The sequence below is a fragment of the Paenibacillus sp. FSL H7-0350 genome (genome assembly GCF_038593195.1).
Taxonomy (GTDB): Bacteria; Bacillota; Bacilli; order Paenibacillales; family Paenibacillaceae; genus Paenibacillus_AQ.
Genome location: NZ_CP151972.1, coordinates 2,148,611 through 2,161,392, shown reverse-complemented (window position 1 = coordinate 2,161,392; position 12,782 = coordinate 2,148,611). Strand labels below are relative to the sequence as shown.

Below are 12,782 nucleotides of genomic sequence, written 5' to 3'. Positions count from 1 at the left end.
TATGTATACCGCTATCATTGCCGAGGACAGCAAGCCGATTCTGCGGAATATCGAGGCTCTTATGCAGTCCATGGAGCTGCCTGTCCGCATCGCCGCCACCGCACCGAACGGACTGGATGCATTGGAATACATCAAGGCTAACCCAGTGGACATTCTGCTGACCGATATCCGTATGCCTAAGCTGGACGGGCTTGCGCTGATCGCGGAGTGCAGGCTGGTGAATCCGGCGCTCAAGGCGGTGCTGATCAGCGGGTACAGCGATTTCGAGTATACGCGCAAGGCGCTGAATCTGCAGGTGTTCGATTATCTGCTGAAGCCCGTGGAGCGGCAGCAGCTTGCTGAAGTGATGCAGCGGCTGGTAGCCCATCTGCAGGAGCAGGAGGGCAGCAGAACAGGATTGCCGGAGGGATTGCCCTCACCTGGGCAGCAGCGGCCGAAGAGCAGCGAGGAGTTGTTCCGGCAGCTGGAGCAATATTTGCAGGAGCAGCTCTACGCTCCGCTCTCTATTACGGAAGTCGCGCTTAAGTTCCACGTAAGCCCTTCCTATGTCAGCCGGATCTTCAAGCGGTACTCACACCAGACCTTCGTGCATTACAGCATGCGGCTGAAGATAGCCGAAGCCTGCCGGCTGATTACGCTGAGGCCGGAGCTGAAGGTGAAGGAGCTATCTGAGCTGCTATCCTTCGGCGACCAGCACTATTTCTCCAAGGTGTTCAAGGATTATACGGGCGTAAGTCCTACGGAGTATAGGGGAGGGGAACGGTAGCGCTGCGGATAGGCGTTGCCGTTTTTATTTGCCGTATTTTCCCGGAGGAATGCCCGTGATGTTCTTGAAGGTGCGGATGAAGTTGGCATAATCATTGAAGCCGGACAGGTAGCAGGTATCAGACACGGAGTTGCCGGCGGACAGGAGCTGCTTGGATAACGCGATCTTTTTGAGCAGGACATAACGGTAGATGGTGCCTCCGGTCTGCTGCTTGAACAGATGGCTGAGATAATATTTATCCAGATTCAGCTCCCCGGCGATGTGCGCCAGCGACAGATTCAGGTGCAGGTGGTTGTCGATATAGCTCATAGCAGATTGAATATGGGAGGAGATAATGCTGGGCACTGCGGAACGGGTGCGGCTGTACAGCTCGTTGATCAGCACCAGAATCTGAATGAGATACGTCAGGGCCAGCACCTCGCTGCCGTACTGCTTGCGCTCCAGGGCTGTGATCAGCTGAGAGGAGAGGGCGGTATACTCCGAGAGCAGCGGCTCCTCCATCCGGGCCAGGTTATTCTCCCCGGGCTGGCGGTTCTGGAAGCAGGCCAGCAGATTCGTGGTCGCCGTACAGAACGGGTAGACCAGCGGTGCTTTGAAATGAATGGTCAGCCGTTCATAAGGCTCGGGGGAGCGGTTGATGATTTTATGAATCTCATGATTGTTGAATAACAGGACGTCGCCGCGCTCCAGCGGATAGCTGTACTGGTCCACGAAGCCGTTCACGCTGCCGCCAAGGAACAGGAAGATTTCATAGTGGTCATGGATATGGAAATCCCTCGTCGGAGAGATCGGAGAATTGCCGATACCGGCCAGAATATCTCCGTCGAACGTTTCATAATACCGGGCATGCTTCATCGTCACAGCCCCTTTCATGTTGATCACAACATATGCAATAAATCATCATTATTCGCAAAGACATTGCAATAATACCACAATACACTAGAGAAGAAGAATACCTGAGAGGGTGGAATGATGGATGAGTGGGATAGAACAGCGTAAATACTGGCTGGATACAATGCTGCGGATTGGAACGCCGGTCCTGGAGGCGCTCGCTGCACGGAAACTGAAAGAGCGGTTACCTGCGGAGTTTCATAGCGGGCGCAGCCAGTTTGCGCATCTGGAAGCTTTTGCGAGGCTGGCCTGCGGGATGGCTCCCTGGCTGGAGCTTGAGGGATTAGATGGTGAAGAAGAGCGCTTAAGAGCCCGTTATGCAGGGCTGCTGCTGGAAGCGATTGATGCGGCGGTCGATCCGCAGTCGCCTGACTATATGGAATTCAAGACCGAAGGCCAGCCGCTGGTCGATGCGGCATTTCTGGCCCATGCGCTGGTGCGTGCACCGAGAGCGGTTACAGCCCGGCTGGACGCACGGGTCACAGGCAATCTAATTGCAGCGCTCAAGCAGACGCGGCGGACTGCTCCGAGCGGCAGCAACTGGCTGCTGTTCAGTGCGATGGTGGAAGCAGCCTTATATCTGCTGGGCGACCCGGATTATGACCGGATGCGGGTGGGCTATGCGGTCCACATGTTCATGGACTGGTACAAGGGTGACGGAGTCTACGGGGACGGGAAGGATTTTCACTGGGATTATTACAACAGCTTTGTCATTCAGCCGATGCTGGTGGATGTTGTTACCCTTTTCGAGCAGGAGAATGAGGAGTATGCCCGGCTTAGACCCTTGGTCCTGCAGCGGGCGCAGAGATATGCCTCCGTGCTGGAGCGCAGCATCGCTACGGACGGGACGTATCCGTTCCTCGGGCGTTCGATTGTCTACCGGTTCGGGGCGTTTCAGCTGCTGTCGCAGGCGGCGCTCCAGCATTTCCTGGAAGACTCGCTGCCTCCGGCCCAGGTGCGCTGCGCATTAACCGCTGTCATTAGCCGTATTATGCAATACCCAGGCACGCTGGATGAGAACGGCTGGCTGCAGCCGGGGATCTACGGCTATCAGCCGGAGCTGGCCGAGAGCTACATTAATACGGGCAGTCTGTATCTGTGCGCCGCTGTTTTTCTGCCGCTGGGCCTGCCTCCTGCTGACCCCTTCTGGTCGGGCGAGGACATGAAATGGACGGCAAGGAGAATCGCAGACGGCGAGAACGTGATGCGGGACCATGCTTTGGAATAAGGGATAGAGACAGACTGAACCAGAGAGGAAGCTCAGGCATGAACATACAGGAACTTAAGGCAATCGTAGAGAACATGAAGCCGGCAGATCTCAGCTTATATTATCCGCAAGGGGATTCGGCTGCTTTTTGGAGTGAGTCGGCATCTTCTGAAGTCTTGCAGGCCAGTATCAGTGAGATTCGTGCAGAGGCACAGCGGCTGGAAGGGCAGCCTATACAGCTGCTGACGTATCGTTTGTTTACCCTTTTCCGGCAGACGGGGTCGAGACTAGAGTATGAGCGGCCTTATTTTGAACGGAGAAGAAGGCTGAATACGTATGTATTCCTTAGTCTGCTGGAGCCGGAGAACGCCGCAGCTCTGGAGCAGCTTACAGATATTCTATGGGCGATCTGCGATGAGTACACGTGGTGTGTTCCCGCTCATCTTCCTGAGAAGCATGATGCTGCTGAGATCAACCGGCATATCGATCTGTTCTCCTCCGAGACAGGCTTTACCTTAAGCGAATGTCTGCTGCTGCTCGGGGAGCGTCTCCCGCTGCTGCTCCGCTCCCGGATACGCAGTGAGGTGGAGCGCAGAATCTTCCAGCCGTTCCTTGCGCATGGCCCTTATTTCTGGGAGACCTCGACTCACAATTGGGCAGCGGTCTGTGCGGGCTCTGTGGGTGCGGCTGCACTGCTCCTTGTGAAGGACAAGGACATGCTGGCGGAGATTCTCCTTAAGACAGAGAGAAGCATGAATTATTATCTGCAGGGCTTCGGGGCAGACGGGGCCTGCCAGGAGGGGCTGGGCTACTGGAATTACGGGTTCGGCTATTTCACTTATTACAGCGATCTGCTCCGTGCAAGAAGCGGAGGCAGGCTGGACTGGTTCAAGCAGGAGAAGGTGGCACAGATCGCCCGCTTCCAGCAGCAATGCTTCATTGACGGCAGCTATGTCGCCAATTTCTCTGATTCCGTCCCCCGCGTACGGGTGCATATGGGACTCTCCCATTATCTGGCGGACGTCTATCCGGATGTCCTGCGCCCGCCGTCTGCGCTGCGCGCCCCGTTCACGGAAGATCACTGCAGCCGCTTCGCACCGGCGCTGCGCAATCTGATCTGGACAAGAGCCGGGCAGGAGAAGGAGTCCTGGGAGGCAGGCAGCAGCTATCTGCCCGATGCTGCTTGGCTCATCTCCCGGCATATCTCTGCTGCGGGCGCCTTCGGCTTCGCGGCCAAGGGCGGCCACAACGACGAGCCTCATAACCATAATGATCTGGGCCAATTCATTCTGAGCGGCCGGGGGGAGATCTTCGCGGCCGATCTGGGCAGCGGAGAGTATACGGCGGACTATTTCGGTGCCGGCCGTTACGGTTATGACTGCAACGGGTCGCAGGGCCATAACGTGCCGATTATTGACGGCCAGTTCCAGGGAGCCGGACGGGAGTTCCAGGCTACGGTGCTGCATGCATCGGCAGCATCGGCGAAGGATGAGCTGACGCTGGAGCTGACGCTGGAGCTGGCCCGGGCGTACCCGGTAGCCGGACTGCAATCCCTGGTCCGTTCGCTGGTCTGGCATAAGGAAGAGCTGCCCCGTCTGGAGCTGACAGACACCTATCAGTATGATGGGACCCCGGCAAGCTGGACGGAACGGTTCATAACGTGGTGCAGACCGGAGCTGTCGGGTTCAGGGCGAGTATTGCTCCCAGGGACTGAAGGACGCGGTGTCCAGGTAACCTACGATCCGCAGATCGTCCGGCCGGAGATTACTGCACATGTGTATCAGGACCATTATGGCCAGGATACGGTGTGGCATAGTCTGGACTTCCAGGTTCTCCAGCCCGGGGCAGAGGGCGTATTGGTGTTTACTTTTGAGTTTATGTAAGACGCACGGCACGGGTACTACATTCACATAAAGGCGGGATTCAAATGAACAGAACTATAGATCAGACATGGGTAGATGAGGCTTGGAGTAAGGCGCTGGAGAAAACTAGAACGAACAGCATCAGCATCGGGGCTGAGTTCCCGCATGCCAGTCAAGGCGGTAAGTATGTACTGGAAGTGCCGAGCTGGTGGACTGCCGGCTTCTGGCCGGGAATGCTCTGGCAGCTCTATGCCGGGAGCGGAGAGGAGAGCCTGAAAGCGGTAGCTGAGCGCTGCGAGGAGCGGCTGGATGAGGTGCTGGACGGCTATGTGAAGCTGGACCATGACCTTGGCTTCATGTGGCTGCTGACCAGTGTTGCCAACTACAAGCTGACGGGCAGAGAAGAATCCCGCGTCCGCGGGCTGAAGGCCGCCAACTATCTGGCCGCCCGTTTCAACCTGAAGGGCCGCTATATCCGGGCCTGGAATCCCTGGAGAGAAGGCGAGGACAACAGTGGGGTCGCCATTATCGACTGCAGCATGAACACGAGCCTGCTGTTCTGGGCCTCCGAAGTCACCGGAGACCCGCGTTACCGGCATATTGCGGAGGCACATATGGATACGGTGCTGGAGCATTTTATCCGTCCGGACGGCTCCGTCTATCATATTGTCAACTTCAACCCGGAGACGGGCGAAGTGGCAGAGAAGCTGGGCGGACAGGGCTATGCGCCGGAATCGGCCTGGTCGCGCGGCGCGGCTTGGGCACTATACGGGCTGGCGCTGGCCTATCATCATACCGGCAAGCTGAGCTACCTGCATGCGTCCAAGCAAGTCGCGCATTTCTTCCTGACCCGTCTGCCTGAGGATCAGGTGCCGCAGTGGGATTTCCGCGCTCCCGGCGATGTTGGGGAGATCCGCGATACTTCTGCCGGTTCCTGCGCGGCAAGCGGTCTACTGCTGCTGGCTGGGCTGGTGGAAGAATCAGAGGCTCATATCTACCGGAATGGGGCGCTTAGAATCACGGAATCTCTCTACCGCAATTACGGAACTTGGGATAATCCCGGCGAACAGGGGCTGCTGCTTCACGGCACCAGCAACTATCCTGAGGACCGGAATATCGATGTGCCGCTGATCTACGGGGATTTCTTCTATGTCGAGGCACTGGCCCGGATCAAGGGAGCAGGCCCGTTCTATTGGGAGTAGGAGGAGTATGACAATGACGAACAATAAGAGGAATCCGGGGATTCAAAGCAATCCGCTGAAGACACGCGGCGACCTGCTGGCTGCCCTTGACCAGCTGACAGAGCCGCTTCGGCCGCTCTATAGCAGAGGAAGCGCCAGACTTGAGATAGGGATTACGGGAGCGAGCTATCCCGCAGCCACCGCCGGAATGGAGGGCTTCTCCCGGGTGCTATGGGGACTGATCCCGTTGCTTGCCGGAGGCGGGAACAATGAGCTATGGGCCACTGTGCTGGACGGCATCCGGCACGGCACCGATCCGGCCCATGAGGAGTATTGGGGTGATGTAAGGGACTATGACCAGCGTCTGGTCGAGATGGCTGCCTTCGGCTTCGCGCTGGCGGCTGTGCCGGAGCATATCTGGTCGCCGCTTGCTCCGCAGGAGCAAGAGCATCTATACAACTGGCTGAATCAGATCAATTCCCGTCCCTGCTACGACTGCAACTGGCTGTTCTTCAATGTGCTGGTGAATGTCGGCTTCCGCACAGTAGGACGGCCTTATGATGCGTTACAGCTGGAGAGGAACCTGACACGGATGGATGCGTTCTATCTGGAGGATGGCTGGTACAGCGACGGCGTTAACGGCCACTGTGATTATTATGGGCCCTTCGCCATCCATTACTATTCGCTGCTGTATGCGAAGCTGATGGAACGGGAAGACCCGGAGCGTTCCCGGCTGTTCAAAGAACGCGCCCGGCTGTTCGCCGCTGAATTCATAGGCTGGTTCGCCCCGGACGGCGCTGCACTTCCTTACGGCCGCAGTCTGGCCTACCGGTTCGCCCAGTCTGCATTCTGGAGCGCACTGGCTTATGCAGAGGTTGAGGGCTTCCCTGCCGGAGTGGTTAAAGGCATCATCCTGCGCAACCTGCGCTGGTGGTTCCGCCAGCCCATCTTCGATGCTGCAGGTGTGCTGACGATCGGATACACGTATCCGAATCTGGTCATGGCGGAGAATTATAATGCTCCCGGTTCGCCTTACTGGGCGATGAAGACCTTTCTGCCGCTCGCCCTCGGCGCGGAGCATCCGTTCTGGAGCGAACCGGAGCTGCAGCTGCCGGGGCTTCCGGCGGTGAGTGTACAGCATCCGCCGCATCTTGTTCTAGTCCGCGAGCCGGCTTCCGGTCATGTGGCCGCCTTCAATAGCGGACATCTATCTACCAATGAGCATACGCATACCTCAGCCAAATACGAGAAATTCGTCTATTCCACGGGCTTCGGGTTCAGCGTTCCCCGCTCAGAATGGGGATTGTCACAGGGAGCCTATGATTCTATGCTTGCGCTAAGCGAAAGAGGAGATAACCTCTACCGGGTACGGCGCCGGAATCTGGAATCGGAGATTACGGACAACGTCCTGCGGTCGGTCTGGAAGCCTTGGGCGGACGTTGAGGTGCGCACCTGGGTAATTGCGGGTCTGCCCTGGCATATTCGCATTCACCGGCTGGAGACAGGGCGCGCGCTGGATGCTGCCGAGGGCGGGTTCGCGCTGGGACAGGAAGCGGAGCCTTCGCAGCAGCTCAGCGGAATTGGCGCAGCGGCAGCTACAGCATGGGGAACGAGCGGCATCAAGGGGCTAACAGGCTACTCGAAGGCCGAGCTGATCTGGCCGAATGCGAATACGAATCTGCTTCGTCCCCGTACGGTACTGCCAACCTTAACAGCCACTATAGAACCTGGGGTTCATTGGCTGGCCTCCGCCGTGTACGGTGATCCTTCGGCGGATTCTCCAGCGGATGTGATCCGCACTCCCGGTCCGATTCTGGACCAATCGCCTGAAGACCTGCTGAGGGTTAAGTTCAGCGGGGAGCGCATTTCAATTACCACTACTGGCGGGTCAGAGATTATAATTCCGTTACAATAAGAACATTAGCTGCATCTTCAATAGGACGTCGGCTTTGGATTTAATATAGTGGAAATAGCAAGTGGTTTCGTCTCTGAACCCATTCATTAGTCTAATCAAGCTCTATGTATAAGTGCCATCTGTACAACTAAATCGTCTGATGTATAGCCGAATAACCGTTTAGGTGTATTTCGTACAATTAAACTGCCCCAATAATCGGGTTTTCACATATTGGGGCAGTTTTAGCTGTACAGAATACAACTAGATGAGTAATTCCGTCCTTTTCACTGTTTTTAAATGTACAGAATACAACTATCACCGAATATTCGCTTCGAACGCCCCTATTTACCCGAACCTCCCCAACACCCCCAAGCTCCCCTATCTCTTTCATCCACCTGAACGTCTCAAGCCGCCCAACCTCCCCAAGCCCGCCTCCTTTACAAATTACAAACTCTTGCTAGTTAGACCATGGAGTCTGTAACCGCTCTCCCGATATAATGTGATAAGTATGCGAAGACGAAAGAAGCGGAGGATATGAGAGCATGACATCGAACGAGGAATTTATCATTGCCGCCCCGGAAGGGGCGGTTCAGCTATATCTGGACCCGATGGGGACTGACTATAAAGGGCTGCGCCGGGTGGCGGAGTCTTTGTGTACGGATATCAGACTGGTTAGCGGGATAGCGCCTGCAATACTCACCCAAGCGGAGCAGCTCACGGGCACTGTTATTATCGCCGGGCCGGTCGGCGGGAATGGGCTGATCGGCAGGCTGATTGCAGAGCGCCGTCTCGATGTCGCTGCTATTGAAGGCAAGCGGGAATGTTACCGGCTGCAAATCATAGAGCAGCCTCTGCCGGGAGTCGAGCGGGCGCTGGTCGTTGCGGGCAGCGATAAACGCGGGACGATTTACGGTATGTACGCTATTTCTGAGCTGATCGGAGTGAGTCCGTGGGTGTATTTTGCCGATGTGGTTCCGCAGCAGGTGGAGCGTCTGGCCCTTCCCGCAAGCAGGCTGAACAGCAGCTCGAGAGAGCCGTCTGTGAAATACCGGGGAATCTTCCTCAACGATGACTGGCCTTCGCTCGGCTCCTGGGCGACTCATGCCTTCGGGGACTTCAATGAGCATTTCTATGATAAGGTATTCGAGCTGATCCTCAGGCTGAAGGGGAATTTCATGTGGCCGGCGATGTGGAGCGCGGAGTTCAGCCTGAACGGGGCAAGCAGTCCTATCGCAAATGCGGTGCATGCGGATGAATATGGTATTGTGATGGGCACCTCGCATCATGAGCCGCTGTTCCGGGCCGGCAGTGAATGGCAGAAGGTCTATGCGCAGTTCGGGACAAGTAACCTGTGGGATTTCCGCCGGAATTCCCAGGCGATTACCGCGTTCTGGGAGGATGGGCTCAAGCGCAATGGGGCGTATGAGAGTCTGGTGACGCTCGGCATGCGGGGCGAGAGCGACTCGGCACTGGAAGGCTCGGACCAGGAGAACATTGAGCTGTTGAAGCAGATTATACTGACCCAGAAGGCGCTGCTGAAACAGTATAACCTGGAGCATCTGCCGCAGGTTCTGGCCGTCTACAAGGAGGTTGAGACCTACTGGTACGGTACATCCGAAGCGGAGGGGCTTAAGGACTGGGATGTTCTGCAGGATGTGATCATTCTGCTGTCGGACGACAACTTCGGCAATCTGCGCAAAATCCCGGAAAAGCATGAGCAAAAGCGCTCTCCCGGCTGGGGGATCTACTACCATTTCGACTATCACGGCGGTCCCCACTCCTATGAATGGGTGAATACCACTCCGCTGGAGAAGGTGTGGGAGCAGATGACGATGGCGTTCGATTATGGCATCCGTGAGCTCTGGGTGGTGAATGTAGGTGATCTGAAGCCGATGGAGTTGCCGGTCTCTTATTTCCTGGACCTGGCTTATGATTACGAGGCTTGGGGAACAGATGCGGTTAACCGGACGGCGGAGTATACGGAGCACTGGACCCGGCAGCAGTTCGGGGCGGGAGCCCAGCCGGAGATGGTTGCCGGAATCGCCCAAGTACTTGCAGATTATACCCGGATGAACGGGCGCCGCAAGCCGGAGATTATCAGGCCGGACACCTTCAGCCTGCTGCATCATCAGGAGGCGCAGAGAATGCTTGCAGAGGCGCTCCGTCTGGAGCGGGCAGCGGCAGCGTATGAGCTGGAGCTGCCTGAAGCGCTCAGGGATGCATATTACCAGCTGGTGTATTATCCGGCAGCCGCTTCTGCCAATGTGAACGCCATGCAGATCTATGCCGGACTGAGCAGGCTGCATGCAAGGCGCGGGAGTGTATTTGCGAACAGCTATGCCGTTCTTGCAGAGGAGGCCATTCAGCGCGACAAGCAGCTGGAGCAGCGCTATAACACAGGAATTTCGAATGGCAAATGGCAGGGCATGATGAGCTCTCCGCATGTCGGCTATGTCCGCTGGGACGCGGAAGGGTGGAGCTATCCCGAGGTCAGTAGGATCATTCCCGGCCCGAAGGCCGCAATGATTGTAGGGGTGGAGGGAGTAGAGCAGGGGTACACCGCAGGGACCGCCGCGCTCCCGCCGTTCACCAATCTGCTGCAAGAGCGATACCTGATTACCGTCAGCACGGGCGGAGCAGGGTTCCAGTATCAGGCGGTAAGCAGCGCAGACTGGATCAGGCTGGAGCAGGAGCAGGGCTGGATAGGCAGCGGGGCGGAGATTGGCGTAACTGTGGACTGGACGAAGGTAACGGGAGCGGTAACAGGCGAGATTATCCTGACAGGTGCCGGAGGAAGCGTAACGGTTACTGTTGCTGTGGACTGGACAGATATTGAGGGATTCGAGCCGGCGACTTTTATTGAGGCTCATGGAGTGGTGTCTATAGAAGCGGAGCATGCCATCAGCCGCGTATCGCGCAGCGGGGTGGAATGGAAGATTATAGAGAACTACGGACGGACGCTGTCAGCTGTCAAAATGCTCCCGGCCGGCGTCTCCTTCGGCCAGCCGGAGAAGGCCCCTTACCTGGAGTACCGTCTGTTCGTCCGGCATGAGGGTGAATACCTGCTTAGCGTCTTCCTGGCGCCGACGAATCATTTGTCGCCGGTCAGCGGACTGAGGTATGCTGCCGGGTTCGACGGGGAAGCGCCGGTCACCGCCGATGCGCTGCCGCCGGATTACGAAGGCGGCAATCACAGCAACGGGCCATGGTGCCGCGCAGTAATGGACAATGCCCATGTCTCCGTGACCCGTCACCCTCTGACTGCGGGGCAGCATACCTTGCGCTTTTACGGCCTGGATGCCGGGCTGGTCCTGCAGAAGCTGGTGCTGTCCCGCGGGCCGCTGCCGGCATCCTGTCTGGGGCCGCCGGAGAGCTTCCTGACCCCTCACTCCGTATTGCTGCGGAACTGATTGGGCGTGAGCCCTTTATACTTTTTGAACACCTGATAGAAATATTTCGTATCATTATACCCGGACTGCAGAGCGATATCCTCGATCCGCATTCCGGGATCTTTAAATAGCTGGCAGGCATGCTCGATGCGGACCTTGTGCAGATAATCGATGAAGCTGATCTTAAGCTGCTGCTTGAACAGCAGGCTTAAATATCCGGGGGTAATATAGATCTCCCTGGCGACGATCTCGCGGTTGATATCCTTCATGAAGTGCTCCCCGATATAGCTCTTGGCCGCTTCGAGCAGCTTGTTGCTGTTCTTCTTGGACGTCAGATGCTCACTGACCCGCTGGGCTGTCTCCAGCAGCGACTGGAACAGGTTATCCAGACTGGAGCGGGACAGGACATGGATCAGCTCGGTCAGATTCTGCCCGAAGACTTTATTTACATTGACATTGTTCTCAATACATAATTTATACAGGGCGAAGAACAGGGCGAAGCTCGACTTGATCACCTGGTCCCTGGACACGGTCTCGGGCTGCAGGGCTACATTGAACAGTGTGAGCTTATCGGCAATGTCGCCGGGAGAACCGCCGCGTACCGCCTTCAGCACCTCCTGCTCCTCATGCAGAGGATAGGAGGATTGAGAGGACTCGGCATCGAATTCCCCGCTGTACTCCACGATTTTAGCAATGCCGGTGTAGTTGGTTGTATTCAAAGCCTGGCAGGCCTCCACGAAGGAGTGGCGCAGATGCTCAATATTCTTGTCAATACTTCCGATCCCGGCGGACACAGTGAACTTCAAGAAGCTGGCGATATTCTCCTGAATAATCCGGATATAACCGCTTAATTCCTCCTGATCCGGCAGCTCATCCGTATTCAGAATCAGCACAATATCGTCCTGATGCTCGAAGGCAACACATAGCACAGCCTCTGGCAGCGACTCCTCGCAAATATTCTTCAGCCCGTACTTCAGCAGTTCCGTATCCTCATGCATATACTTCTCATGCAGCAGCTGGAAATTGTCGATCCGCAGCAGAATGATGCCATACAGCAGATAAGGGAAAACCAGCTGGTTCATCTTCAGATTAGCCAGCAGCCTGGAATACGAGGGACTCTCGGTAAGAATGAGCTGGCTTAACGTCTTCTCCTTCAGCAGGGGCAGACTCTCCCGGAAGCCTTGCCGCAGATGCTCAAGCGAAGTAATCTCCAGCTTCTCCGATTGAATCTGCTCCGTGATGGCCAGAACAGTGCTTAGAATCTCCTGCCGGCGGCTCGGCTTCAGCAGATAATTGCTGACTCCCGACCTTATGGCTTGCTGGGCATAGCCGAAATCATCGTATCCGCTCATAATGACTGATTTGACGCTGGGGTATTTCTCAGAGACAACCTTGATTAACTCCAAGCCGTCCATTTGCGGCATCCGGATATCCGTTAGCATGATATCGACGGCATAGGTATCCAGGAGTTCAAGGGCCTCGAGTCCGTCTCTGGCTTCTCCTGCAATATGGATGCCGTGCGAATGCCAGTCAATCAGGGTCGTTATGCCTACCCGCGCCCGCTCTTCATCGTCCACAATAATCATATTATA

At 56.4% G+C, this 12,782-nt stretch carries 9 protein-coding genes; 6 read left to right on the top strand and 3 right to left on the bottom strand.

Annotation, left to right across the window (positions count from 1 at the left end; all coding sequences use genetic code 11):
- Nucleotide 1: 1 nt before the first annotated feature.
- The gene (locus NYE24_RS10085; RefSeq protein ID WP_036698695.1) at nucleotides 2–766 is read left to right on the top strand and encodes a response regulator; all 765 of its coding nucleotides are present in this window, start codon (nucleotides 2–4) and stop codon (nucleotides 764–766) included.
- A 24-nt stretch (nucleotides 767–790) separates the two neighbouring features.
- On the opposite strand, the gene NYE24_RS10080 is transcribed toward NYE24_RS10085, so the two are convergent.
- Nucleotides 791–1,639 carry an AraC family transcriptional regulator gene (locus NYE24_RS10080; protein WP_083677742.1) on the bottom strand — a complete coding sequence of 283 codons (849 nt, stop codon included), beginning with the start codon at nucleotides 1,637–1,639 and terminating at the stop codon, nucleotides 791–793.
- A 103-nt stretch (nucleotides 1,640–1,742) separates the two neighbouring features.
- Here NYE24_RS10080 and NYE24_RS10075 point away from each other — a divergent pair, with 103 nt between their 5' ends.
- From NYE24_RS10075 to NYE24_RS10060, 4 genes are read left to right on the top strand one after another with little or no spacing between them, the layout of a single operon-like run.
- Nucleotides 1,743–2,885, top strand: a complete 1,143-nt coding sequence (locus NYE24_RS10075) for a DUF2264 domain-containing protein (RefSeq protein WP_342478577.1) — start codon at nucleotides 1,743–1,745, stop codon at nucleotides 2,883–2,885.
- A 38-nt stretch (nucleotides 2,886–2,923) separates the two neighbouring features.
- Nucleotides 2,924–4,747: a hypothetical protein gene (locus NYE24_RS10070; protein ID WP_342478576.1), complete on the top strand. Its 1,824-nt coding sequence runs from the start codon at nucleotides 2,924–2,926 to the stop codon at nucleotides 4,745–4,747.
- A 44-nt stretch (nucleotides 4,748–4,791) separates the two neighbouring features.
- Complete coding sequence (locus NYE24_RS10065; protein ID WP_076154494.1) at nucleotides 4,792–5,928, top strand: glycoside hydrolase family 88 protein; 1,137 nt, start codon at nucleotides 4,792–4,794, stop codon at nucleotides 5,926–5,928.
- Nucleotides 5,929–5,941: 13 nt separating this feature from the next.
- Complete coding sequence (locus NYE24_RS10060) at nucleotides 5,942–7,822, top strand: DUF2264 domain-containing protein (protein ID WP_342478575.1); 1,881 nt, start codon at nucleotides 5,942–5,944, stop codon at nucleotides 7,820–7,822.
- Nucleotides 7,823–8,000: 178 nt separating this feature from the next.
- On the opposite strand, the gene NYE24_RS10055 is transcribed toward NYE24_RS10060, so the two are convergent.
- The gene (locus NYE24_RS10055; RefSeq protein ID WP_143804215.1) at nucleotides 8,001–8,192 is read right to left on the bottom strand and encodes a hypothetical protein; all 192 of its coding nucleotides are present in this window, start codon (nucleotides 8,190–8,192) and stop codon (nucleotides 8,001–8,003) included.
- 151 nt (nucleotides 8,193–8,343) lie between these two features.
- On the opposite strand from NYE24_RS10055, the gene NYE24_RS10050 reads away from it, so the two are divergent.
- The gene (locus tag NYE24_RS10050) at nucleotides 8,344–11,211 is read left to right on the top strand and encodes a glycosyl hydrolase 115 family protein (RefSeq protein WP_342478574.1); all 2,868 of its coding nucleotides are present in this window, start codon (nucleotides 8,344–8,346) and stop codon (nucleotides 11,209–11,211) included.
- Here the strand turns inward: NYE24_RS10050 and NYE24_RS10045 are convergent.
- Nucleotides 11,187–12,776, bottom strand: coding sequence for a response regulator (locus tag NYE24_RS10045; protein WP_342479222.1), 1,590 nt, complete (start codon nucleotides 12,774–12,776; stop codon nucleotides 11,187–11,189). The genes NYE24_RS10050 and NYE24_RS10045 overlap by 25 nt on opposite strands.
- Nucleotides 12,777–12,782 lie beyond the last annotated feature (6 nt).